At 51.2% G+C, this 24,411-nt stretch carries 22 protein-coding genes; 20 read left to right on the plus strand and 2 right to left on the minus strand.

Features of this window, described 5'->3' with window-relative positions; translation table 11 throughout:
* Window positions 1-29: 29 nt before the first annotated feature.
* From atpB to M3650_RS08665, 8 genes are all read left to right on the plus strand, one after another.
* Window positions 30-815: a F0F1 ATP synthase subunit A gene (gene atpB, locus M3650_RS08630; protein WP_019424656.1), complete on the plus strand. Its 786-nt coding sequence runs from the start codon at window positions 30-32 to the stop codon at window positions 813-815.
* Between the two features lie 97 nt (window positions 816-912).
* Window positions 913-1,125 (plus strand): F0F1 ATP synthase subunit C, encoded by a 213-nt coding sequence (gene atpE, locus M3650_RS08635; RefSeq protein WP_019424657.1) that lies wholly within the window; start codon window positions 913-915, stop codon window positions 1,123-1,125.
* A gap of 96 nt (window positions 1,126-1,221) precedes the next feature.
* Window positions 1,222-1,707 carry a F0F1 ATP synthase subunit B gene (gene atpF / locus M3650_RS08640; protein ID WP_019424658.1) on the plus strand — a complete coding sequence of 162 codons (486 nt, stop codon included), beginning with the start codon at window positions 1,222-1,224 and terminating at the stop codon, window positions 1,705-1,707.
* Window positions 1,704-2,252, plus strand: a complete 549-nt coding sequence (locus M3650_RS08645; RefSeq protein ID WP_251573798.1) for a F0F1 ATP synthase subunit delta — start codon at window positions 1,704-1,706, stop codon at window positions 2,250-2,252. Before atpF ends, M3650_RS08645 begins: the two co-directional genes overlap by 4 nt.
* 37 nt (window positions 2,253-2,289) lie before the next feature.
* Entirely contained in the window at window positions 2,290-3,804 is a 1,515-nt protein-coding gene (atpA, locus tag M3650_RS08650; protein WP_019424660.1) for a F0F1 ATP synthase subunit alpha, read from the plus strand.
* Window positions 3,805-3,908: 104 nt separating this feature from the next.
* The gene (gene atpG, locus M3650_RS08655) at window positions 3,909-4,769 is read left to right on the plus strand and encodes an ATP synthase F1 subunit gamma (RefSeq protein WP_026011382.1); all 861 of its coding nucleotides are present in this window, start codon (window positions 3,909-3,911) and stop codon (window positions 4,767-4,769) included.
* Window positions 4,770-4,805: 36 nt separating this feature from the next.
* A complete protein-coding gene (gene atpD / locus M3650_RS08660; protein ID WP_019424662.1) occupies window positions 4,806-6,212 on the plus strand; it encodes a F0F1 ATP synthase subunit beta in 1,407 nt (468 codons plus the stop codon).
* Between the two features lie 66 nt (window positions 6,213-6,278).
* Window positions 6,279-6,695, plus strand: a complete 417-nt coding sequence (locus tag M3650_RS08665) for a F0F1 ATP synthase subunit epsilon (RefSeq protein WP_019424663.1) — start codon at window positions 6,279-6,281, stop codon at window positions 6,693-6,695.
* A 177-nt stretch (window positions 6,696-6,872) separates the two neighbouring features.
* On the opposite strand, the gene M3650_RS08670 is transcribed toward M3650_RS08665, so the two are convergent.
* Both M3650_RS08670 and M3650_RS08675 read right to left on the minus strand, forming a co-directional pair.
* On the minus strand, window positions 6,873-8,933 hold the full coding sequence (locus M3650_RS08670; protein ID WP_251573800.1) for an S-layer homology domain-containing protein: 2,061 nt from the start codon (window positions 8,931-8,933) through the stop codon (window positions 6,873-6,875).
* 359 nt (window positions 8,934-9,292) lie between these two features.
* Window positions 9,293-9,946: an SDR family NAD(P)-dependent oxidoreductase gene (locus tag M3650_RS08675; protein WP_251573803.1), complete on the minus strand. Its 654-nt coding sequence runs from the start codon at window positions 9,944-9,946 to the stop codon at window positions 9,293-9,295.
* A gap of 847 nt (window positions 9,947-10,793) precedes the next feature.
* On the opposite strand from M3650_RS08675, the gene M3650_RS08680 reads away from it, so the two are divergent.
* The 12 genes from M3650_RS08680 to M3650_RS08735 all read left to right on the plus strand — a co-directional run bounded on the left by M3650_RS08680 (window position 10,794) and on the right by M3650_RS08735 (window position 24,411).
* A complete protein-coding gene (locus tag M3650_RS08680) occupies window positions 10,794-11,168 on the plus strand; it encodes an NADH-quinone oxidoreductase subunit A (protein WP_036705696.1) in 375 nt (124 codons plus the stop codon).
* Window positions 11,153-11,671 (plus strand): NuoB/complex I 20 kDa subunit family protein, encoded by a 519-nt coding sequence (locus M3650_RS08685; RefSeq protein WP_019424668.1) that lies wholly within the window; start codon window positions 11,153-11,155, stop codon window positions 11,669-11,671. The genes M3650_RS08680 and M3650_RS08685 overlap by 16 nt, the downstream gene beginning before the upstream one ends.
* A complete protein-coding gene (locus tag M3650_RS08690) occupies window positions 11,668-12,570 on the plus strand; it encodes an NADH-quinone oxidoreductase subunit C (protein WP_251573805.1) in 903 nt (300 codons plus the stop codon). The genes M3650_RS08685 and M3650_RS08690 overlap by 4 nt, the downstream gene beginning before the upstream one ends.
* A 6-nt stretch (window positions 12,571-12,576) precedes the next feature.
* Window positions 12,577-13,677: an NADH-quinone oxidoreductase subunit D gene (locus tag M3650_RS08695; protein WP_251573807.1), complete on the plus strand. Its 1,101-nt coding sequence runs from the start codon at window positions 12,577-12,579 to the stop codon at window positions 13,675-13,677.
* A complete protein-coding gene (nuoH, locus tag M3650_RS08700; RefSeq protein WP_019424671.1) occupies window positions 13,677-14,687 on the plus strand; it encodes an NADH-quinone oxidoreductase subunit NuoH in 1,011 nt (336 codons plus the stop codon). The genes M3650_RS08695 and nuoH overlap by 1 nt, the downstream gene beginning before the upstream one ends.
* Before the next feature lie 114 nt (window positions 14,688-14,801).
* Entirely contained in the window at window positions 14,802-15,254 is a 453-nt protein-coding gene (nuoI, locus tag M3650_RS08705; RefSeq protein ID WP_019424672.1) for an NADH-quinone oxidoreductase subunit NuoI, read from the plus strand.
* The gene (locus M3650_RS08710) at window positions 15,247-15,768 is read left to right on the plus strand and encodes an NADH-quinone oxidoreductase subunit J (protein ID WP_251573815.1); all 522 of its coding nucleotides are present in this window, start codon (window positions 15,247-15,249) and stop codon (window positions 15,766-15,768) included. Before nuoI ends, M3650_RS08710 begins: the two co-directional genes overlap by 8 nt.
* A 1-nt stretch (window position 15,769) precedes the next feature.
* Window positions 15,770-16,081: an NADH-quinone oxidoreductase subunit NuoK gene (gene nuoK, locus M3650_RS08715; protein WP_019424674.1), complete on the plus strand. Its 312-nt coding sequence runs from the start codon at window positions 15,770-15,772 to the stop codon at window positions 16,079-16,081.
* A gap of 20 nt (window positions 16,082-16,101) precedes the next feature.
* Window positions 16,102-17,997: an NADH-quinone oxidoreductase subunit L gene (gene nuoL, locus M3650_RS08720; RefSeq protein WP_251573817.1), complete on the plus strand. Its 1,896-nt coding sequence runs from the start codon at window positions 16,102-16,104 to the stop codon at window positions 17,995-17,997.
* Window positions 17,998-19,614 carry a complex I subunit 4 family protein gene (locus M3650_RS08725; protein ID WP_251573820.1) on the plus strand — a complete coding sequence of 539 codons (1,617 nt, stop codon included), beginning with the start codon at window positions 17,998-18,000 and terminating at the stop codon, window positions 19,612-19,614.
* 4 nt (window positions 19,615-19,618) lie between these two features.
* Window positions 19,619-21,157, plus strand: a complete 1,539-nt coding sequence (locus tag M3650_RS08730) for an NADH-quinone oxidoreductase subunit N (RefSeq protein ID WP_251573823.1) — start codon at window positions 19,619-19,621, stop codon at window positions 21,155-21,157.
* A gap of 362 nt (window positions 21,158-21,519) precedes the next feature.
* Window positions 21,520-24,411 (plus strand): S8 family serine peptidase, encoded by a 2,892-nt coding sequence (locus tag M3650_RS08735; RefSeq protein ID WP_251573825.1) that lies wholly within the window; start codon window positions 21,520-21,522, stop codon window positions 24,409-24,411.

The raw sequence follows: 24,411 nt of genomic DNA on the forward strand, positions 1-24,411 counted from the left end.
TTTATTTTGGAAAGGGGTGAACACATTACATGCATTCAGCACCGATTATTCAACTTGGGGGCTTAAACATCGACTTATCGGCAGTATTCATGCTGCTAGTAAGCATGATCGTCGTATTCGTGCTTTGCCGCTTGGCCGTGCGCAACTTATCGGTCGAAAATCCTTCCAAATTGCAAAATTTTATGGAATGGGTTGTCGAATTCGTGCAAGGTATTGTCGGCAGTGCCATGGATCTTAAGAAGGGTAAGCCTTACATTTCTTTAGGGTTGACGCTCATCTTGTTTATCTTTGTATCCAATCTGCTCGGTTTGCCGTTTGCCATCATGACTGAAACGCATCATCCGGTATCGATTTTCGGTCAAGAAATCGTGACGACAAGTCAGGTTGCACTCGACAAATTGGCTGCGGAGGGAAAAGACCCGCATATCGAACTGCTATGGTGGAAATCACCGACAGCGGATATTAACATTACGTTCGGTCTTGCCATTATCGTCTTTGTCCTGATGAACTACTTAGGTTTGAAACATAACCGGAAGCATTACTTGAAACATTATGTGGAGCCATACTGGTTCTTCCTGCCTCTGAACATTATTGAGAATTTGGCCAAGCCAATCGCTTTGGCGATTCGTTTGTTCGCGAATATTTTCGCGGGTGAAGTGCTCATTTCCACCATTATTAAGGCGGGAGTATTCGGGGTTCCATTTCTCGCGGCGTGGCAAGGATTCAGTATTTTCATTGGCGCATTGCAAGCCTTTATCTTCACTATTTTGACAATGGTGTATATTGCGCAAACGACGATACACGAAGAGTATTGACAAACTCTGCCCGAACCCTTTCCCGTTATGGGTTACTTCGGATGAGATATATAAACAAAGCACTAAAATAATAAACAGATTCGAGGAGGATTTTCTAATGGAAATGTTAGCAGCAGCAATTGCAGTAGGTTTAGGCGCTTTGGGCGCAGGTCTTGGTAATGGTATGATCGTCAGCCGTACGGTAGAATCGATTGCTCGTCAACCAGAAGCACGCGGTCCATTGCAGACGACGATGTTTATCGGGGTCGGTATCGTAGAAGTTGTTCCGCTCGCGGCTACAGTTATCGCATTCTTGATCCTTTTCTCTTAATGATGATTATAAACACGGTTTGGCGGGGAAGGCCGATGCCATCCGCGCCTTCGTTTTGTTAATCCACTTCATGCTTAACGGAAAGGAGTGACTGTAGTGAGCTTAGTTTGGGAAAATATGGTTTTTTCAATTATTGCTTTTTTAATTCTCTATCTATTACTGAGAAAATATGCTTTTGGGCCTCTGTTCGACGTCATGGAAAAACGCCGGGCATTGGTTCAGCAGCAAATGGATGAAGCGGCTAACAGCCGTACGCAAGCACAAACGTTTGTGGAAGAACAGAAGCAAGCTCTTGCTACAGCGCGCAAGGAAGCGTACGACATTATCGAGCAAGCGAGACAGACCAGCGCGCGACAAGCAGACGATATACTTTCTGGCGCAAAAGAAGAATCGGTTCGCTTGAAAGAAGAAGCGGCCCGTGATATCGAGAGCGAGAAGAACAAGGCGGTGGCTGCGCTTCGCAACGAAGTAAGCAGCATGTCCGTTGCGATTGCTTCCAAAATCTTGGAGAAACAAGTGGATGAGAAGGAGCAAGAGCAATTGGTTGGCCAATACCTGAAAGAGGTAGGGGACAAACAATGAGCCAAGAAATCGGAGTTGCAAAGCGTTACGCCAGAGCGCTGTTCGAACTTGCCGAGGATCGCAAGACTGTCTCGGAAACCGAACAGCAACTGAAAGATGTGGCGACAGTGGTATCCGACAACGAGAAGCTGTATATCTTGTTGACATCGCCGAATGTTGTGTTGGCAGACAAAATCGGGGTGCTGGACATTGCGCTCAAAGATCAAGTCTCCGACATTGTATACAATACGCTGCAGCTGCTTATCGAGCGCGGCCGCATCAATATTTTGCATGAGGTGGTTAACAGTTATATTCGCATTGCGGGTGAAGCGATCGGGCTGTTGGATGCTTATGTGACAACGGCTTATCCGTTGAATGATGCGGAGAAGCAAGCTGTTGCCGCAGAGTTCGGTCACAAGCTGGGCAAGACCATCCGCATTCATAACGTGGTCGATGCATCCATCATTGGCGGCATGCTCGTCCGCATTGGGGATCGTCTGTATGATGGCAGCTTGTCCGGCAAGTTGGATCGCATGAACAAAACATTGAAATCTCAAGCACGGTAGTTTTCATATATAGCACGGTAGAATGGGGTGAAGCGAATTGAGCATCAGACCTGATGAAATCAGCACGCTGATTAAAAGTCAAATCGAGAAGTACAAATCGGAAATCGAAGTGGCAGAAGTCGGCACTGTCATTAATGTCGGTGACGGTATTGCTCGCGTGCACGGATTAGAGCAATGTATGTCCGGTGAGCTGCTCGAATTCTCCAATGGCGTTATGGGGATGGCACTCAACCTGGAAGAGAACAACGTAGGTATCGTTATTCTTGGACCATATACAGATATTCGCGAAGGAGACCAAGTGAAGCGCACAGGTCGCATCATGGAGGTTCCTGTCGGCGAAGCGATGCTAGGCCGTGTCGTAAATCCGCTCGGTCATCCGGTCGACGGGAAAGGACCAATCGCGACAACAGAATTCCGTCCGGTAGAAGCGAATGCGCCGGGCGTTATCGACCGGAAATCGGTTCATGAGCCGATGCAAACTGGTATTAAAGCGATTGACTCGATGGTTCCAATCGGACGAGGTCAGCGTGAGCTGATTATCGGCGACCGTCAAACAGGTAAGACGACGATCGCGATTGATACGATCATTAACCAAAAAGGCAACGGCGTAAAATGTATTTACGTTGCAATTGGACAAAAGCAATCCACAGTTGCGCAAGTCGTGGAGACATTGCGCCGCCACGGTGCGCTTGAATATACAATCGTCGTAACGGCATCTGCTTCCGAGCCAGCTCCACTTCTGTTCTTGGCTCCATACGCAGGCTGTGCGATGGGTGAATATTTCATGTACAAAGGCGAGCACGTGCTTGTCGTTTACGATGACTTGTCGAAGCAAGCCGCGGCATACCGCGAATTGTCCTTGCTCCTTCGCCGTCCTCCAGGACGTGAGGCGTATCCAGGGGATGTCTTCTATTTGCATTCCCGTTTGTTGGAGCGCGCTGCGAAGCTTAGCGACGAGAACGGTGGCGGTTCTTTGACCGCATTGCCTTTCATCGAGACACAAGCGAACGACGTATCCGCTTATATCCCGACCAACGTAATTTCCATAACAGACGGACAGATTTTCTTGGAGTCTGACTTGTTCTATTCGGGTCAACGTCCTGCGGTTAACGTAGGTATTTCCGTATCCCGCGTAGGGGGAGCGGCGCAAATCAAAGCGATGAAGAAGGTCGCTGGTACGTTGAAGCTCGATCTTGCGCAATATCGCGAGCTGCAAGCATTCTCCCAGTTCGGTTCTGATCTGGACAAATCGACGTTATCCCGCTTGAACCGCGGTGATCGTCTGATGGAGATCTTGAAGCAGGGTGTTAACCAACCGTTGCCGGTTGAGAAGCAGGTTGTCAGCATTTACGTGGCAACGAGAGGGCATCTCGACGAAATTCCGGTGAAAGATGTCCGCCGCTTCGAAAATGAATTCCATGCATTCCTTGAATCCAATCACGAGGCTATTTTCCAATCGATTCGCGACACGAAAGATTTGTCGAAAGAGAATGAAGAAGCATTGGTAAATGCCGTGACGAAGTTTAAGAAAAGCTTTGCCGTTTCGGTTTAATATACAGAATCATATGCAGCCGGGCCGCGCTGCGGCGCCCCGGCAGGCATGCTGAAGAAGTCCGCTTTGCCCCGCGCAAAGTGCCAAAGGCAGGTGAAACGTAAGTGGCTATAGGAATGCTTGATATTAAACGCCAGATTAAGAGTGTACAGAGCACGAAGCAAATCACGAAGGCGATGGAGATGGTTGCTGCAGCGAAGCTGCGCCGCGCACAGGAGAAAGCGCAAGCGGCTCGTCCTTATGCGGAAAAGCTTAAAGAAGTAGTGTCCAGCATTGCGGCAGGCACCCAAGGCATTCAGCATCCGATGCTCGAGAAGCGTCCGGTCAAGAAGACGGGATACCTTGTCATCACTTCAGACCGGGGATTAAAGGGCGGTTACAATGCCAACGTACTCCGCAAAGTGTCACAAACGATCAAGGAACGCCATCAGTCCAATGATGAGTTTGCGCTATTTGTCATCGGACGCAAAGGGCGGGATTATTTCCGCCGCAGAGGGATGCCGATTGTGGAAGACGTGACGGAATTGCCGGACTCGCCAACGTTTGCCGACATCAAGTCGATTGCATACAAGGCGGTTAAGTTTTTTGAGGAAGAGCAGTACGATGAATTGAACTTGTTCTACAATCAATTCATTAACGCGATCACACAAACGCCGGTCGAGAAGCGCCTTTTGCCGCTAGATGATAACACATTCAGCGGAGGAACAGCTTCTTACGAGTATGAACCATCTCCGGAGAGCGTGTTGGAGCAGCTATTGCCGAAATATGCGGAAACGATCATTTACAGCGCACTGCTGGATGCGAAAGCAAGTGAATTCGGTGCGCAAATGACGGCAATGGGCAGTGCGACGAAAAATGCGACGAAGATGATTAATTCGCTGACATTGACATACAACCGTGCGCGCCAAGCGGCGATTACGCAAGAGATTTCGGAGATTGTAGCTGGAGCGAACGCTCAAGCATAACGGGATAGCGCAAGCTTTTCAGTAGGAGGGAACGAGATGAATAAAGGACGCGTTATTAGCGTTACGGGTCCGGTTATCGACGTTGAGTTCGAACGTGGACAACTGCCTGAGATTTTGAACGCGATCAAGATTGAACAGAAATCGACGACTCCTGGCGCACCTGACATCAACTTGACGTTGGAAACATCGGTTCACTTGGGTGACAACGTAGTTCGCTGCGTTGCGATGTCTTCGACAGACGGTCTGGTGCGTGGCATGGAAGCAACAGATATGGGTTCGCCAATTACCGTTCCTGTGGGCTCTGTTACACTGGGGCGCGTATTTAACGTACTCGGCAATACGATTGACAATGCAGGCGATGTTAGCCGTGAGATGGTCAGTCCGATTCATAAACCGGCTCCTGGCTTCGATGAATTGTCCACGCAGGCGGAAATTTTGGAGACAGGCATCAAAGTTATCGACTTGCTTGCTCCGTATGCGAAGGGCGGTAAAATCGGCCTCTTCGGCGGTGCGGGCGTAGGGAAGACGGTAACGATTCAAGAGCTTATCAACAACATCGCACAAGAGCATGGCGGTATCTCCGTATTCGCTGGTGTAGGCGAGCGTACACGTGAAGGTAACGACTTGTATTATGAGATGAGAGAGTCCGGCGTTATCAACAAGACGGCGATGGTGTTCGGTCAGATGAACGAACCGCCTGGAGCGCGTCTGCGCGTGGCCCTGACTGGTTTGACAATGGCGGAATATTTCCGTGATGAAGAAGGCAAGGACGTGCTTCTCTTTATCGACAACATTTTCCGCTTCACGCAAGCGGGTTCCGAAGTATCCGCGCTTCTCGGCCGCATGCCTTCCGCGGTAGGTTATCAGCCTACGCTGGCTACGGAAATGGGTCAATTACAAGAGCGGATTACATCGACGAAGAAAGGTTCCGTTACTTCCATTCAAGCGATCTACGTTCCTGCGGATGACTATACTGACCCGGCTCCTGCAACAACGTTTGCTCACTTGGACGCGACGACGAACTTGGATCGGAAAATTTCCGAGATGGGTATCTTCCCGGCTGTTGATCCGTTGTCTTCTTCTTCCCGTATTTTGACTCCAGAAGTCGTGGGCGAAGAACACTACGATGTTGCTCAAGGCGTGAAGAAGATTTTGCAGCGCTATAAAGAGCTGCAGGACATTATCGCCATTCTCGGTATGGATGAATTGTCAGAGGAAGACAAGCTGACAGTTGCACGTGCCCGTAAAATCCAACGTTTCTTGTCCCAACCGTTCCACGTGGCAGAGGCGTTCACGAACATTAAAGGGAAGTACGTACCGGTTAAAGAAACGGTGCGCAGCTTCAAAGAAATTCTGGATGGCAAGTATGATGACCTTCCGGAAGCAGCTTTCTTGTTTGTCGGCACAATCGAAGAAGCTGTGGAGAAAGCAAAGACGCTGTAAGCGGCTTGACGTGAAACGGGCTGCCTAAGCCAATGCGGCAGGCAGAACGGAAGGAGGAAACCGCAGTTGAGCACCTATTTGTTGGAAATTGTTACACCGGAGCGCAAAGTGTTCGAACAGCAGGTGGACATGATTAGCGTCAAGGGCGTCGAAGGTGAGCTAGGTATTTTGGCGAACCATATTCCTTTGGTCACTCCGCTTCAAATTGGTCCGATGAAGATCAAAGAAGGCGGCAGAGAGCATTGGATTGCGGTTCACGGTGGATTTGTCGAAGTGCGCAAAGACAAAGTCGTCGTGCTTGCGGAAAGCGCTGAATTACCGGATGATATCGACGTTGAACGCGCGAAAGCAGCGAAAGCCCGGGCGGAGCAGCGCCTGGCGATAGCTCAACGGAGCAAGCAAGATTCCGTCGATTTCCGTCGTGCGGAATTATCGCTCCATCGTGCCGTGACGCGGATTAAAGTATCGCAAAGACAATGGTAAAATGCCTTTGGCATTAGTAAGGGATTGTCCCCGCAAGCAGAAGCTCTGCTGCGGGTACAGTCCCTTTTTCGTTAAGCTTGGAATCATTCTGAACATGGATTAACACGTAGCACAAAAAACCGGGTGAGTCATGTCGTGTACGGAGCCCACCCGGTTCTTGTCCGTATGGTTACCCGTTTATCTTGTCTTGAGTTGGAGCGCATTGTGCAGCATGACGGCTGCTTCTGCACGCGTTGCCCGGTGGAGAGGCTTTAGCTTTCGGTCTTCATAGCCGCTGAGCACGCCGTAGGAAATGGCAGTGTATACATCTTGTTCAGCCCATCCGGACAGCAAATACGTATCTGTATACCGTTTGTACGCTTCAGCCAATGATCGCTTGGGCAAATGCGAAGCTTGGACTAGCATAACCGCCATCTGTTCGCGTGTAATCCAATCATTCGATCCGTACGTATTCTCATCATAGCCTTGTACGATACCGTACGATTGTGCCGTCGCGATAGCGTCCTTGGCCCAATGCTTGGCTGTATCTGAGTAGACGCGACCGGCACGCGGCTTCAGCTTGTATGCGCCAACGATCATTTGCGCGAATTCGGCTCGTGTCACCCGGCGATTCGGCCGGAACGTTCCATCCTCATAGCCGCTCATCGTGTGGTCGGCGATGAGCTGTGCGATCGTGCTCTCTGCCCAGTGTCCGCGAATGTCCCTTAGCGGTTCATTGGCGGCAATCGGAGGAGTGTACGGTCCGATTCCTCCCCCTGGCAGTGCAGGGTTCGCTACATCTGCGATGAAGTAGCGTCGCCCGTACATATCGAATTGAGATACAGCGTTGAACTTGCCCTGCAAGAGCGGCTCGGTGAGTTGAATAGACTGATCTTTCCACGTGTAATCATTTTCCCACAACGGAATGACCAGCACCGCTTCTTCATCCTTGAGCTGTGCCTTGAAGCGATTCGGCTGAACAGCGACAGTCTTATTGCGCAGCTGAGCTGATCCTGTCAGCACGTCCACGCTTCCGGTAACTGCATGAAGAATCGTACCCGGGATATCGCTGCTCTGGTAAAATCCTTCCCAATGCGCACCATTGCGGGTTCCGCCAGCAGGAAGCACGAGCAGTGGCTTCTTCGTATCTTCGTAGCCGCTGATGAACAGGCTCATGCGTTCCGACACCATTTGGTTCAGTCTATTCGTCAGCTCCTTGGCCTCGACTGCGATCTCTGCCGGCAACGACTGCCATTCAGCGGACTGGGACGACAAGAGCGTTCTTACGGGCTCGGTGCCATTATAGGCGGCTTCCCGCCAATCGATTCCGGCCTCATCCGCCAACAACGCTGCCCACAGTGTGACAGCACGGCTTTCTTCCTCAAGGAAGGTTAACGCGGACGGCTTCCATTGCGCAGCTTCCGCACGCAGTGAACGTCTCCATGACGCCACATCACTGGCATCAGGATGAGCAGCTGCGTACAGAGCATAGTGACTGACGTACCCTGCCGTTCCTTCGCGGATCTCTTCGTTTATGCGTGCACGTGAATCGTCAGCGGCGTATTGATGATACGTATCCCACCAATATTTTGCTTCCTGCAGACGATTCTTACGGTAAGTCTCATCCAATACGGCGCTGGTCAACCGATCGATAAGTGCCAACCGGTATTCGCGCGGTTTTTCACTCAGCGGGTATCGTGTTGCGCGTCGTTTGCCTTCGCGAGGGAAGCCCAACGTAATCACCAGCTGCTCTGTAGCAAGCCGGAAGGCTCGTTCCGCTTCCGGTTCCGTGATGGGTCCTTGCAGGCGGCTATCCACCTTCCGTACGATTACGGCATGGCTGCCTTGCCATGTCCGCACGCTCACTTGCCCGTAGTCGGGCAATGGCAGAGCGGCTTGACGATCGCTCCCCGCCAGCAGCCGGACGCTTTTCGCTTCGATGGCGTAGACCTGATCGCCATCCGCGTAGAGGAGTACCACATCAGACCATGGAACATGCGGCCAGACGTTGTTCAGCTGCGGCCAGGCCGCGGCGCGAAGCGACTGCAGCAGATCAGGTACAGAAGCATCAGCAGCTTCGTTGACATGAAATCGCCGGGGGACTTGTTCCTCGCCGGTGATTGATTCGGAATGCGGCTTCGGCTGCGGGGAAGACGTCGAGCACCCATTAAGTGCGGAGACGAAAGTGAGGAGGAGACAGGTAACCCAGATTACCCACCGATTGAGCTTCCTTCTTCCGTTCGTGTTATGTGCATCCAATTACGCCACTCCTTTGTCATAAATACATCCATTCAGCGTATCTATTGCATTTAGTGTGAAGTAGAAACGAAAAACTTATGCGATCGGACAGAAGAGATGCTTACGGCGGGGGAGCAAACCTAGCAATATATAAGTTGAACTAAATTGTTTTTAGCAGTCGGAGTAAGCCCCATTGGAGAATATACAATAAACTGTACGGATTGGGCGGCTAAACGGCATATAGAAAAAACCGGGGAGACAAGCGTACGCGTGCCTCTCCGGTTCTAAACGGTCTCCATATGTTGTATTAAGGGAATTAAAAATTGATGGCCTTAAGAATTAATGGATTTAAAAGTTAACGACTTCAAAAATTAATAATATCAAGGTTTAAGCACAACCTCAGCTTCGACCTTTTTCTTATGCATTTGATAGAACGCATCCCCGATCGTTTGCGGATCAAACGGTGTATTATGCTGAACGAACCCGCATACCGTTAATGTGCCGGCATACAGTCCGTATCCTTTGAACTCCTCGTGCAGACTGAGCGCCAGACTGCGCAGCGCGGATTTGCCGATGCCGAGCGATGCCAATGCCGCCGTCGGATGCATAGCCTGTCCGCCACCCGTAAGCAGCAGGGAGCCCGTGCCACGTGCTCTCATACCGGGCAGTACGCATTGAGCGGCCGTTAACGCCCCAATCACGTTCACTTTAAAGTCCTCGGTCACTTGTCCGGGCACCACTTCGGAAGGAAGCCCGGGTGTGTGAGCAGAAGCGTTGTACACGAGCACATCAGGTGTGCCCCATTCTGTGTCCAAGTGTGCTAACGTATCCCGTAGCGCCTGCTCGTCTCCCGTATGGGCAACCGCACCGGCGGCTTCTATATTCATGTCGTGTAAAATATCCTGCATTTGCGAAAGCGTCTGTGCCTCGCGTGTAATAAGCATGGGACGGTATCCCCGTTGTCCGAACGACTTTGCAATGCCGAGTCCGATACCGCATCCTGCGCCGACGATCCAAATCATCGGTTGTGTCATTTCATTCAACCCCTTGTTGTTAGTCCAATGTATAAGAGGTTGTTCAAAAGGTCCCCTTCTGTGAACTTTTTGAACACGCACTATTAAGTATTGTAAACCGAAGAGACAGGTAAGTTCAAAATCATTTTTCACATTTCCGACAATTGGATAAAGTATCAACTATAACTGCTATGTCCGATGGATTCAATCGAACTTGATGCGCAGGAAGCCAATCGGGAGCGTGTCAAAATATTGAAAAATATTGCTTGACGGTGATGGGAGAAGCTTTTATAATGAAGACAGTTAATATTGATAATCATTCTCAAATGGATGATGGTCATATTAAACAACAGTGTCGAAATCCCTTCTTCTTGGTTATTTTGTTTTGCAGTAGGTTCGTTAATTGTAGGTAGTTTCCTCATCCTCCGTGAGCTGTGGTACGTCCGCAGCTCCTTTTTTTTTGTGAAATGGCTTTGTGTTGTCACAAAACGTTCAATTGGAGCATTTTCTACAGGTTGTGTAAAAATACCCCTTTTGATCACGATGATTATCTGATGGCATTTCGACATCGAATCTTGCATTCCCCTTCAAGTCCAGTGCTCATGTAGTCTCGCCAATGCTCGGCTCCTCCTTCTTCAGCTTCTTGCAACCCTCTCGGTGCTGAAAAGTGTACTTTTTGCACATGCACTTCTAGTCGCTGATGCATGTGAATAGTTATATATTGAATAAACCATGTCATTCCCGAAAAAAGAGGTAAAAGGTGGCAGGAATTGCATAGACGGGGTTGGTAGGTTTTGTTATAATTGTGGCGGGTTTATTACAAATTGCACAGTTTTCTTGCAAAATGTTAGCTGCTGCGACGGAGGGGATGTCTTTGGAGTACATCAATAATTACGTCATTGTGGCCATTTTTGTCGGGCTGGGTATTTTCCTGCCGGTTGCCGCACTGACGGCTGGCCGATTATTGCGACCGAAGAAGCCTACAGAAATGAAGCAGACGACTTATGAAAGCGGTAACGATCCGGTCGGTGTCGGACAAGTCCGGTTTAACATCCGGTACTACTTGTTTGCGCTTATGTTTGTCATTTTCGATGTGGAAACCGTTTTCTTGTACCCGTGGGCGGTCGCGTATAATCAATTGGGATTGTTTGCGCTCGTCGAGATGTTGATTTTCGTTGGATTGCTGTTAGTCGGATTAATTTATGCCTGGAAAAAGAAGGTGCTTCAATGGAACTCTCATTAGAGTCAATCACGCCGGAGGAACGGCAAGAGTTAGACCGCAACGTGTTTTTTGGCACGTTGGAGCAGTTGAAGGCATGGGCGCGCAGCAATTCACTATGGCCTTTGACGTTCGGGCTTGCATGCTGCGCCATCGAAATGATGGGGACCGGAGCATCCCATTACGATCTGGACCGCTTCGGCGTTATTTTCCGGACGTCCCCCCGTCAGTCGGACTGTATGATTGTGGCGGGAACCGTCACGAAGAAGATGGGGCCGCTCTTAAGGCGACTGTATGATCAGATGCCAGAACCGAAGTGGGTTATTGCCATGGGCTCTTGCGCCACTGCGGGCGGACCTTACGTCAAATCCTATGCGGTCATTAAGGGTGTAGACCAGATTGTGCCCGTCGATATTTATATTCCGGGCTGTCCGCCGAATCCCGCCGCGCTGATTTATGGCATTAACAAGCTGCAAGAGAAGATCCGCTATGAGGCGAAGACCGGGAAGCGGGTGACCAACTCATGAGTGAAGAACAAAAGGATAAGGAAACGAAACTAGAGAGAACGAACGACGTGTCAGAACCACAATCAGAAGAATCGGTAAAGCCGGATACTGAGGTGCCGACAGATACGGCTGCAGCAGCCGAGGCGGGAACCTCCCCAACGGCGGATGCACCTGCGTCCACGGGGGCAGACAAGCCGAAGCGGGCGCCGCTCACTGAAGAGGAGAAGGCGGCTCGCGTGCAAGCAGCAGCCGAAGCGCGCGCTGCTCGTGCGAAAGCCGCTGCCGAAAGAGTCGAGGGAAGCGCAGAAGCACCCGCCGACAAGCCTGCGCGTGCCCGCGATAAGGCAGAGGGCACCGCGGCAGGCGAGGAGAAGCCGGAGCGGCCGGCACGCGCACCGCGCGCCAAGGCGAATGAAGAGCCGCCGAAGCCGAAGGAACCGTCGCCGAAGCAGCCCCTTCTTGACCGGCTGGTCGCCATGCTGAAGGCGGACGTGGCTGAGGATGCGGTGGAGGATGCTGTCATCAACTATGAGAACGATCATTTGCCCACTGTGACGATTAAAAATGAGCATTGGCTATCCTGCGCGCATCAGCTGCGCGGTCATTTGGAATGGTCATGCGAGTATTTACGCAACCTGTCCGGCGTGGATCAGGAAACGCATCTCGAGGTTGTTTACCATATGATTAATTTATCGACGAAGGCAGAAGTCGCGGTTCACGTCAAGGTTGATCGTGAAGCGCCGACGGTCGCCTCGGTCACGCCAATCTGGCCGACGGCGGATTGGAACGAGCGTGAAGCTTATGATTTGCTCGGCATTCAGTTTACGGGACATCCCGATTTGCGCCGCATCATGATGCCGGATGATTGGGTAGGACACCCGCTGCGCAAAGATTACGAGTCGTTGGATTCGGAGGTGTAACCACCCGTGATTCGCACAGAAGAATTGCTTTTGAACGTCGGACCGCAGCACCCTAGCACGCATGGAGTATTCCGTATCGTCGTCAAGCTGGACGGTGAGGTTATCACTGAAGCCACTCCGGTAATGGGTTACTTGCACCGGGGAACGGAGAAGCTGGCCGAGAGTCTGAGTTATACGCAAATTATTCCTTATACGGACCGGATGGATTATGTGTCCGCCATGACTAACAACTACGTGCTCGTGCATGCAGTTGAGAAAATGATGAGCATTGAAATTCCGGAACGAGCTGAATTTCTGCGTCTTATCGTGATGGAACTGCAGCGTGTTGCAAGCCATTTAGTATGGTGGGGGACATATTTGCTTGATATAGGGGCGATGAGTCCGTTCCTGTACGCATTCCGTGACCGGGAAATTATTATCGATTTATTTAACGAGTTGTGCGGAGCGCGTCTCACCTACAATTACATGCGGGTTGGCGGCGTCAAATGGGATGCCCCTCCGGGATGGATTGACAAGGTGCGTGAATTCCTCCCGTATATGAAGAAGCGGTTGAACGAGTACGACAAGCTAGTTAGCGGCAATGAGATTTTTCTCGCCCGCATCAAAGGGGTAGGCGCTTATGATGCCGAGACAGCCATCGCATATGGCCTTAGTGGGGCCAACCTGCGCTGTACGGGCGTGAACTGGGACTTGCGCAAGGATGAGCCATACAGCTTGTATGACCGGTTTGAATTCGATGTGCCGCTCGGCGTGAACGGAGATTGCTATGATCGTTATCTAATTCGTATGGAGGAGTTACGGCAGAGCCTGCGTATTTTGGAGCAAGCAGTGGAGCAGTTCCCGAGCGAAGGAGAGACGATGGGCAAAGTGCCGCGTGTCATTCGGCCGCCGGCCGGAGAAATGTACGCACGGATTGAATCTCCGCGCGGTGAGATTGGATGCTATATTATTTCTAAAGGGAAAGCGGAGCCGTACCGCTTGAAGTTCCGCCGTCCATCTTTTGTCAATTTGCAGATCCTGCCGAAGCTGCTCGTTGGTGAGACGATGACGAACCTCATTACCATATTGGGCGGGGTCGATATCGTCGTTGGGGAGGTGGATTGCTAATGGACGAACTACTGAAGCAGACACTTACGTGGCAGAACGGATTTATTTTTCTCGGATGGGGAGTCGTGTTTCTCTTCGTCGTTCTTGGCTTCGTCACCTATGCAATTTACTTCGAACGCAAAGTTATCGGCTGGATGCAGCTTCGTCACGGACCTACACGCGTCGGACCGTTCGGACTGCTGCAGACGGTTGCCGATATTTTTAAGCTTTTGCTTAAAGAAGATACTATTCCTCGCAAAGCAGACAGAGCGCTGTTCATCTTAGCTCCAGTCATCACTTACGTTCCGGCGTTTGCCGTGTTAGCGACGCTCCCATATAGTGCAAACCTGGGGTTTGCCGATTTAAATGTAGGACTGTTATACTATGCGGCATTGTCCAGCATTTCAACTATTGGTATCATTTTAGGTGGTTGGGCTTCGAACAACAAATATTCTCTTTTGGGAGGAATGCGCTCTGCAGCGCAGATGGTAAGCTATGAAATTCCGCTTGTCATTTCCGTCGTCGGCGTAATTATGTTGAACGGATCGCTCAGCTTGCGTACTATTGTAGAAGGGCAAGGAAACTACTTCTGGGAGTGGAACTTTCTCCCGCAAATTATCGGCTTCGTCGTCTTTATTATTGCCGGGGTGTCCGAACTGAACCGCACCCCGTTCGACTTGCCGGAAGCGGAGTCAGAGCTCGTAGCAGGCTATCACGTCGAGTACAGCGGCTTCCGCTTCGCCTTTTTCATGTTGTCGGAATACGTGTATGTGTTCGCGCTGTCGGCACTTACGACCGTATTGTTCCTTGGCGGCTGGCATCCACCGCTTCCGTTTCTCGATTTCATCCCGGGGCTGCTGTGGTTCGTGCTAAAATTCTCGTTCTGCGTCTTCTTCCTTTTTTGGCTGCGTGCGACGATGCCGCGTATTCGCGTGGATCAATTGATGAGCTTCGGGTGGAAGGTGCTGCTGCCGCTTGCCCTAATCAACGTATTTTTGACGGCGGTATACATCGAAATTTTCAACAAATAGTTCATGTTCAAAAGATCTCATTTTCAGCAGCGAGAGTGAATGCGAGATTCGATGCCGAATCGTGATCAAAAGGGGATTTTTTGAACAACCTCAAAAAGGCTAGGGGTGAAATCCGTGAAGGGATTGATAAAAGGTCTTGGCGTCACCTGGAAGGCGATGACATCAAAAAAAGTCACCTATAAGTACCCGGATGTGCCTCTGCAAATGCCCGACCGGTTTCGCGGGATTCAACATTTTGACCCGGACAAGTGCATCGTGTGCAACCTTTGTGCGAAAATCTGTCCTACTGATTGCATTACGCTGACGGGCAAGCCGAATCCGGACCCGGAGAAAAAAGGAAAAGTGATCGATACGTACGATATCAACTTTGAGATTTGCATTCTGTGCGATCTGTGCACGGAAGTATGTCCGACCGAAGCGATTGTCATGACGAACAATTTCGAACTTTCGACCTACAGCCGGGATGATCTGTTCAAAAATATGGATTGGCTGAACGACAACAACGAACTGATCCGGCAAGAAAACAATTCCGCCATGCCAAAAGGGGGCGCGAAGAAAAATGTTTAACTTCTCCATTGAATGGACGGGGGAAACGGTTGCCTTCTTCGTGCTGTCCATTTGCATAATCTCTGGTGCTGTCTTGATGCTGAACTTTACGAAAGTGGTGCATATGGTCGTTTCGCTGGCGTTCGCTTTTCTGGGGCTCGCCGGCATGTATGTGCTGCTCGACGCGGAGTTCGTTGCTTTCGTGCAAGTGCTTGTGTACACGGGGGCGATCACCATCTTAATGATATTCGGCATCATGATGACCCGGCACGACAAGCAGGATGAACAGTTCGTGCGTCCGTGGAAGGAAGGGTTGGCTTCAATTGGCTGTCTGGCCCTGTTCGGAGTTCTCTTTTTTTCCATACGAAGCGCCGAATTTCCTGTGCACGACAAGGTGTCGTTGGCAGAGGACAATACACTGAATCTTGGGAAGCAAATTTTTACGGAACATGTCATCCCGTTCGAGCTGCTGTCCGTTCTGCTTACGGTGTCCTTCATTGGGGCTATCGTCATCGCGAAAAAGGAGGCGGACTAAGATGAGCACGATGTTGGCTTCTTACTTGACCCTCGCCGCTATCTTATTCTGTATCGGCCTGTTCGGAGTATTGACGAAACGCAACGCCGTTATCGTGCTCCTATCGATCGAGCTGATGCTGAATGCAGCCAATTTGAATTTAATCGCATTTTCTAAATACGGTGTAGTGCCAAGCTTAAAGGGGCAAATCTTCTCGCTCTTTACGATTGCTATCGCGGCCGCGGAAGCGGCTATCGGCATTGCCATTCTGATCGCGTTGTACCGGAACCGCGGGACGGCCAACGTGGACGAATTTGACGACTTGAAGAGATAATCGGTAGGGAGGATACGACAATGGAATCCGTCTTTTCGCAGTACGCTTGGGCCATTCCGGTCATTCCGCTGCTCGCGTTCCTCGTGCTGACGGCATTCGGCCGCCAGATGAAAGGCGTGGCCGTCGCGATCGGCGTCTTCAGCTCGTTCGCCGCGTTTGCACTTTCCGTCCTTGTTTTGTGGGAACGGGTACAGGGATCACCGGATGACTATACCCGAAGCTTTGAATGGTTGGGCTTTGGGGCTATTCGTCTGGAATTCGGATTTGACGTGACGAATTTGAATGCGTTGATGCTCGTTATCGTCACGCTTGTGAGCACGTTAGTTAACATTTATTCCAAAGGGTATATGCAAGGGGACGAGCGGCTGACGGTGTTCTACGCCTATATCGCCCTGTTTACTTGCTCGATGCTCGGACTTGTGCTGTCGCCGAATATGCTGCAGCTCTACATATTTTGGGAGCTGGTCGGCGTATGCTCATTTTTGCTCGTCGGCTTCTGGTATGAACGGCCGGCGGCGCGCGCGGCGGCTAAAAAGGCTTTTATCATAACGCGCATCGGTGATGTGGGGCTCTTGATTGCGATCCTGCTTCTGTTCTGGCACATGCCGAACCATGCGCTCGACTTCTCGATGATCAGCAACGTGTTCGCCAGTGCCGACTCGCTTACGCAGCATGGCATTTCAGCGGGCATCGCCACCTGGATTGCCTCGCTGATCTTCATAGGCGCAGTCGGGAAATCAGGGCAATTCCCGCTGCATGCGTGGCTGCCGGATGCGATGGAAGGTCCGACACCGATATCGGCATTAATTCATGCCGCGACGATGGTTGCCGCCGGCGTATATCTCGTGGCGCGCACCTTCGATATCTTCCACGTGTCGCCGACGGCGATGACGATCGTCGCGAGTGTAGGCGGTTTTACCGCCATCTTTGCGGCCACGATCGCTATCGCGCAGCGCGACATGAAGCGTATCCTGGCTTACTCGACCATCAGCCAGCTTGGCTACATGATGCTGGCGCTCGGACTTGGCGCGGTAACCGCCGGGGTGTTCCACCTGTTCACGCATGCTTTCTTTAAAGCTCTGCTGTTCCTGGGCGCAGGCAGTGTCATACACGCGGTACATACACAGGATATATTCCAAATGGGCGGGCTTGGCCGCCGGATGAAAGTTACAACATGGACGTTTGCCATCGGAGCATTGGCGTTATCGGGCATACCGCCGCTATCCGGCTTCTGGTCCAAGGATTCCATCTTATCGGCAGCATGGGAGCACAATAAGCTGTTGTTCGTCGTCGGTGCAATCGCCGCATTTTTTACTGCATTTTATATGGCGCGGCTGTTCTTCCTTGTCTTTACCGGTCAGCCGTCGAATGAATCCGATGCGTCCAAGGCGCACGAGTCGCCTTCATCTATGACGGTGCCGCTTATCATTTTAAGCGTGTTGGCCGTGGTTTCTGGATTTGTGTACACACCGTGGACCGGTTCCTTCGGTACTTGGTTGACGGGGGAAGAAGCAGGGGAGCATGCCAACGTTATCGTTATGGTCGTCTCCGTTCTGGTAGGCGTGCTTGGAATTGGTATAGGGTATATGATATATGGCCCTGGCCGCAGTCGGCGTGATGGACTCCAAGACTCAGCTGGTCCAGTATATCGTCTGCTCGCAAATAAATATTACATCGATGAACTGTATCAAATTGTGTTTGTCCGTTCCTTGCAGGGTATAGGCCAAGTGCTGAAGGCCATCGACAAGTGGGTCATCGACGGCCTTGTTCGTCTGGTGGCTGGAATAATGGTTGGCATCGGCAAGACCTCGACCCGTCTGCAGAACGGTCAGATGCAAACGTATGGTTTGGTATCGTTGTTCGGATTTGCAGGTTTGGTTGTGCTTGTATTGGCGCTCGGAAGGAGGTTCTGGTAAATGTGGAGTGAACTTTCATCTTGGCCGATATTGACGCTGCTCACCTTCTCTCCGCTGCTCGGGGTTCTTATTTTATTGCTCGTTCCGAAAGGGCGCGTGCGAGCCATCCAAATCGTGGGCATTGGAACGACAATTTTGCCGCTGCTCCTTGCACTCGTTATTTATGGCGGTTATGACATGCTGGAACAGGGAAAGGCGCTTACGGAGCAGTCATCATGGATTTCAATACCGCTCAACATCGAATTAATGAGAGGCATTCAATCCTGGACATTTGATATACAGTACCATCTATCGATTGACGGCTTATCGTTGCCGCTCGTCGTTATGACTACCATCGTGGCATCTATGGCAGCCTTTGCTTCACTTTACCTGAAGAAACGTTGGAAGACCTATTTCATTCTGTTTCTCCTGCTTGAAGTTGGGATGCTCGGCGTCTTTATGGCGCGGGATTTGTTCTTATTCTTTATGTTTTTCGAATGGACGCTCGTTCCGACGTATTTCCTTATCGGCATATGGGGCTTCATGCACCGCGAGAAGGCGGCGAACCGCTTCCTCGTCTACAACGGTCTCGGTTCCGCGCTCCTGTTGGTCGCTTTTGTCATCTTGACGGTAACCGCTGGCTTCGGTCCGAATCCAGCAGTGAGCGATGGCAGCCAGTATATATACAGTGGCAACCTGAACGTCATTATGCAGAATTTGGGCAACCCAGAGGCATTTGTGAACATGGCGGTCGAAGGTAACACGTTCTATCTTACGGAAGGGATGCGCACATTGGTGTTCGTCCTGCTGCTCATCGCGTTCGGAATTAAGCTGCCGCTCTTCCCGTTTCATACGTGGATGCTGCGTGTTCATGCCGAGGCGCCTGCTCCGGTCGTCATGCTTCACTCCGGCGTGCTCTTGAAAATGGGCGCCTATGGTCTCATTCAGTTCGGTACGGCGCTTCTGCCGCAGCAGACGGCGTCATGGGCGACCGTCATTGCCGCCCTTGGCGTAATTAACATCCTGTATGGCGCGATACTGGCCTTCGTGCAAAAGGAATTCCGGCTTGTGCTTGCTTATTCCAGCATCAGTCATATGGGCTTCGTGCTGCTCGGCATCGCGGGGATGAACGATATCGGTCTGCAAGGAGCTGTCGTGCAGATGGTGTCGCATGGATTCATCTCGGCACTCTTCTTCCTGATAGTAGGCAGCCTCTTGGAACGCACGGGCACGACACGAATCGATGAATTGGGCGGCTTGGCGAAGAGCATGCCGTTTATATGCGGCATCCTGCTGCTTGCGGGGCTCGCATCGCTTGGCTTGCCAGGCCTATCCGGATTCGTGGCCGAACTTCTATCGTTGCTTGGATTGTTCGGAACGATGAAGTGGGCAGCCGTGCTCGGCGCCTTAGGAATTATTTTGAGCGCGGTCTATGTTCTGCGCGGGGTGCTGGCCATCTCGTACGGTCCGCTGAACGAACGGTATACAGCTTTAAAGGACGCCAGACTCGTGGAAGCAATGCCGATTATGGTATTAACCGCGTGCATTGTCTTAATCGGCCTATTCCCGTACTTTGTGACGGCTCCGATTGAGACTGGTGTGGAACACATCATTGAATTATTCAAGGTGAGGGGGTAGGCCGATGGATGCGCCAACTGTTCAACTGCTGCAAGTGGGCGATCTTGCATTGCTGGCACCCGAGCTTACGCTCGTTATTGCAGCCATACTCATCACGCTCATCGATCTGGTGCTCCCCCGCCGCGTAAATCGAGATCTGATCGGGGGACTGTCGTTACTTGGCGTGCTCGTTTCGCTTGGGTTCGTCTTATGGAAGCTTTATGAGCGTATGCAGCAATCATCAGATGCCGTTCAACTGCTGAATCACAGCTATCGTGTTGATGAATTTGCTTTGCTGCTCAAAATTGTGTTTTTGGTCGGAACTGCATTCACTCTGCTCATGAGCATCGGCAATGTGCGGGATGAAGAAATTCCGCACCGGGGAGAGTACTATTACTTGTTGCTGCCTGCTGCGCTAGGCGGCATGATAATGGCCTCCTCCGGAGATTTGATTACGCTCTATGTCGGACTGGAGCTGCTCAGCATCACATCATACATTTTGGTGGCGATGAAGAAGAGCGACCGGAAGTCGACGGAAGGTGCGTTCAAGTACGCTGTCCTCGGCAGCGTGGCATCGGCCTTTATCTTATATGGAATGTCCTTCCTATACGGCATCACTGGCAGCACTCAGCTTGGAGCAATGGCGCAGGGATTGACGGGGAACTCCGCTTCCTTCGAGGCAATCATCTATGTAAGCTTTATTTTGATGCTTGTGGGCTTCGGCTTTAAAATTGCGGCTGCACCGTTTCATGCGTGGTCTCCAGACGTATATCAGGGAGCTCCGACGCCGGTTACCGCGTTTCTTGCCGTCGTATCCAAAGGAGCGGGTCTGGCCATTCTGTTCCGCGTTTTTTACAGCTTGTTCCTAGGCCTTGGCGGACCAGAAATGGTCATCTACCGTGATTTCTCGATTATGCTGCTGGTCGTTGCGGCGTTGTCGATGATAATTGGTACGACTATGGCACTGCGACAGGCGAACGTGAAGCGGCTGCTTGCTTTGTCTGGAATTGCGAATGCTGGCTTTTTGCTCGTTCCAATTGCATTGAATCCGCTGGGAAGTCATTTGCATACATCGAACTTCTCGGAGTTTATGTATTACTTGGTTGCTTACTTATTTATGACGACGGGGGCTTTTGCTGTCCATATGGTAATAGAACGCTCCGCTGGACATGATGAGATGAGCGGGTATGCCGGTCTGTATTACCGCTCCCCGTGGATCGCGGTCGCTATGACGGTGTTCGTACTATCGTTAGCGGGCATTCCGATTACAGCTGGCTTCTTCGGAAAGCTGTACATTATTTTGGGCGCAGTTGCCTCGCAAGCGGTGTGGATTGCCATTCTCATGATGGTGTCGGGCGTCGTGTCCTTCTATTTCTACTTCGGATTTATTCGCCAAATGTATATGCGGGCCGGCAGCGAAGCTCAAGTCCGTGTATCGCTTACGCAAGGCTTCGTCATTGTGATATGCGTGTTGGCCGTTATCTCGCTTGGCGTGTTCCCGAACATGGTGATGAGCGCTATTCAACGGGTCTTCTCCCTCGGGACGGATTTATTAATACGGTAAACATGCTTCCCGCGCAAAAGATTACAGGAAGTGTATGCAAGGACATCGCTCCAGCAGTGACCTGTAGGACTTGGACTTCCTAGTCAATCTTATAACGATGTATTTTCTTAAAAGAGACCTGAAATTACTCCATCGGAGGATTTTGGGTCTTTTTGTTTTGTGGTAGGTCTTAGGACCTAAATTAACGTTTTGTAACAGGAATGGCTGCTTTCATGGCGAACCTTAACATAAGCTGTGACCTGATTGGTCATATGCCAACAAGAAGAAGAGCAAATTAGATTAGAGGTCAGGAAGAACGGCGAATACGTGTTGTATTCTTCAAACTCAACTGGCCTTGATGTACGAATTGGATGGGATTTATGATGAAACGATTGTCTCGTGCCGTCGTATCGACCTTGATCATTGCGCTTACCTTTCTGACGTTAAGCGAGACGATTGCATCGGTACCGTTGAATCAAGCATTGCAGCAAAGGTACAAGACGGAGGAAACAGAACAGCAGGGCATGAGCAGCATGAACGTGACAAAGCGTACAGCCGCTTATTCAACTGCGAATGATGAAGCTGAGGCGTGCGCGACCTCCTGGATTGTCAAATGGAAGCAGGGGCAGAAGGATGCAAAACTGCTGCAAAAAAGTGAGATTATAAACGAACAGGCTGCCGTTGATATTGCGGTGCTTAGGCCTGTAGACGAAGCTGAGACGGAAAATTGGTTGCACGATGCGAAGCACTCGCGACAGGTGGAATACATCGAGCCGAACCATACGGTACATTCATTAGCATCTGGGGTAAAACCGAATGATACGCTGTATGCGCAGCAGCATTATTTACGGCAAATCGGGGCGGATACGGCATGGACTCAAGCCAAGAGCAATTCGTCCATTATTATAGCGCTGGTAGATACGGGCATTGATTTCAATCATCCGGATCTCAAGCAAAATATCGTTAAAGGCATCAACCTTCTAGATTCAGGCTTGCCCCAGGATGACAATGGGCACGGCACCAGTGTAGCGGGTGTGGTTGGCGCCGTGGGCAACAACAACAAAGGTACGACCGGTCTGCTCTGGTCAGCTAAGATTATGCCGATTAAAGCGCTCGATTCACGTGGCTACGGCGATGAGGACAAGCTGGGCGCAGGCATATTGTATGCAGTTGACCATGGCGCGAAGGTCGTCGTCATGTCCGTCGGATTGTATCGCTATTCGAAATATATGGAAGACATTGTAAACTACGCGGAGAAAAAAGGCGTCCTGCTCATTGCGGCAACCGGGAATGACGGGGGACGATATCAGGATAAAGTAGCTGTCAAGTATCCAGCCGCTTATCCTACTGTCTTCGCTGTTGGTGGCACTACACCGCAGATGAAGGTGGAGCCGAGGACGAATACCGGTCCGGAAATCGACGTGGTTGCGCCTTGGCACGTGTTCACTACCGCATTGGGCGGCGGATACAAAGCAGAAGAAGGCACATCGATGGCAGCGCCGCAAGCGGCGGGAGTGGCTGCGCTCTTATGGAGCAAATACCCCGAGTTGAAGCCGTATCAGGTTCGCCATCATTTACGCTATACGGCGAAGGACATTGATGGGAAGGGCTGGAACCGTAAAAGCGGCTACGGTTTGCTCCGTGCCGATGATGCATTGACTGTACCGTTTCAGGAAGATGCGTTCGGGACGAATACGGCTCGCAATAAGGCGAGGGTGTTCCCAATCGACACTTCGCTAAGCGCGGTTCTCCGTACAAAGGAAGAGCATTGGTATGTGGTCGATGCGCCATATGACGGTACGTTAAAGCTTCAATTTCAACGTATTCAAGGGTCGGGAAAAGTACATGTTACGCATTTTACAGGTGAACAGGTTTCTGGGACAACGTACAGTGACGTTGGCAGCAAACAGCCTGCTATTCCGGTGAAACGGGGGAAAAATGTACTGCGTCTGTCGTCCGATGACATCATTGGCAGTGTGGGGTTAACCTATAAACTAGCCTCGCGCTTCATCGTGTATCAAGATCCGTTCGAGCCGAACGACAAGCAGTACCAGGCTTATGCCATTCCGGCTCGAACGCAAGATATCGTTGGCACGTTCAGCCATGCGGGCGACACGGATTGGTACATGATTCAACTGCCGAGCAAAGCAACGCTGCGGTTGAAGGTAAGTACGGATACGGTCCGCATCGATCCGGCGCTTGAAATTAAAGGCTCGCAAATCGATACTCGCTGGATTGATGAGCAGAAGGAAGGGCAGTCCGAAATCGCCCTGCTGGAGGATCTGCCTCCTGGGAAGTATTATATTCAGGTGCAAAATGCAGTGACGGCACGCCCGGAAGCAGTAGCCGGCGAGTATACGCTGCATGTGGATTATATGACTCAGCTTGCTGATCCGAATGAGCCGAACGATAAGATGTACGAGGCGGTTACGATTAGCGAGGGCACCGAATATAAAGGCGTCTTTCACGAAGAAGATGATGTCGATTGGTTTCAATTCATCGTCAAGAAGCCAGTCTATGCAACGTTCAAGCTGAGCCAGCTGCCTTCGAACCGCATTGTCTCAATGGCGGTTATGTCGAAGGAGCAGAAGTCTCTTGGATCTGGGAGCAACGCTTCGGGGGAAACCGAAGTGGCGGCCGGAACAAAGTTGGATCCGGGAACGTATTATATACGCCTGACGACAAACGCGAAGTTTGATACGAAGTATTATCTTCTCTCTGTAAGCACAGAGCCGCTTATCGCCGGATTGCGGGACGTAAAGGGCCACTGGGCGGAGGATTCGATTGTTGAAGCCGTGACGTCCGGATGGATGAATGGATACGGCGACGCGAAGTTCGAACCGCATCGGCATATTTCCAGGGCAGAGGCCGCTTCGGTCATCGCGAACGCCTTCAAGCTGAAGCGCGATATCGGGCAGGCTCCTGCGTTTACGGATGTGCCCTCTTCACATTGGGCTCATGCTGCGGTTGCCCGGGTAGCCAAAGCAGGCATTACCTCTGGGGTGGGGCCAAAACATTTCGGTCCGAACCGGATGGTGAAGCGGGCCGAGATGGCCGTCATGCTTGGCAAAGCGCTTGGTCTTACACCGGCGAAGGTAACCGAGGCGCCATTTCAGGATGTAGCCGCTACACATTGGGCTGCTCCCATGATTGCTGAAATGAAGCGTCAGGGCCTGATCTCCAACAACCAGGAGGAAGGGTTCGGTCCGGAGCGCTTCGCGACACGGGCCGAATTCGTGGCGATGCTCGTCAATGTGCTGAATAGTGAGAAGTAA

This window comes from Paenibacillus sp. MER TA 81-3, assembly GCF_023713585.1.
In the GTDB taxonomy this organism is placed as follows: domain Bacteria; phylum Bacillota; class Bacilli; order Paenibacillales; family Paenibacillaceae; genus Paenibacillus_B; species Paenibacillus_B profundus.

Excerpts from the sequence above, each read along its gene's own strand:
- atpB (WP_019424656.1), top strand. The coding sequence starts at position 30 with ATGCATTCAGCACCGATTATTCAACTTGGGGGCTTAAACATCGACTTA.
- atpE (WP_019424657.1), top strand. The coding sequence starts at position 913 with ATGGAAATGTTAGCAGCAGCAATTGCAGTAGGTTTAGGCGCTTTGGGC.
- M3650_RS08645 (WP_251573798.1), top strand. The coding sequence starts at position 1,704 with ATGAGCCAAGAAATCGGAGTTGCAAAGCGTTACGCCAGAGCGCTGTTC.
- atpD (WP_019424662.1), top strand. The coding sequence starts at position 4,806 with ATGAATAAAGGACGCGTTATTAGCGTTACGGGTCCGGTTATCGACGTT.
- M3650_RS08675 (WP_251573803.1), bottom strand. The coding sequence starts at position 9,946 with ATGACACAACCGATGATTTGGATCGTCGGCGCAGGATGCGGTATCGGA.
- M3650_RS08680 (WP_036705696.1), top strand. The coding sequence starts at position 10,794 with ATGTCTTTGGAGTACATCAATAATTACGTCATTGTGGCCATTTTTGTC.
- M3650_RS08685 (WP_019424668.1), top strand. The coding sequence starts at position 11,153 with ATGGAACTCTCATTAGAGTCAATCACGCCGGAGGAACGGCAAGAGTTA.
- M3650_RS08690 (WP_251573805.1), top strand. The coding sequence starts at position 11,668 with ATGAGTGAAGAACAAAAGGATAAGGAAACGAAACTAGAGAGAACGAAC.
- nuoH (WP_019424671.1), top strand. The coding sequence starts at position 13,677 with ATGGACGAACTACTGAAGCAGACACTTACGTGGCAGAACGGATTTATT.
- M3650_RS08710 (WP_251573815.1), top strand. The coding sequence starts at position 15,247 with ATGTTTAACTTCTCCATTGAATGGACGGGGGAAACGGTTGCCTTCTTC.
- nuoK (WP_019424674.1), top strand. The coding sequence starts at position 15,770 with ATGAGCACGATGTTGGCTTCTTACTTGACCCTCGCCGCTATCTTATTC.
- nuoL (WP_251573817.1), top strand. The coding sequence starts at position 16,102 with ATGGAATCCGTCTTTTCGCAGTACGCTTGGGCCATTCCGGTCATTCCG.
- M3650_RS08725 (WP_251573820.1), top strand. The coding sequence starts at position 17,998 with ATGTGGAGTGAACTTTCATCTTGGCCGATATTGACGCTGCTCACCTTC.
- M3650_RS08730 (WP_251573823.1), top strand. The coding sequence starts at position 19,619 with ATGGATGCGCCAACTGTTCAACTGCTGCAAGTGGGCGATCTTGCATTG.
- M3650_RS08735 (WP_251573825.1), top strand. The coding sequence starts at position 21,520 with ATGAAACGATTGTCTCGTGCCGTCGTATCGACCTTGATCATTGCGCTT.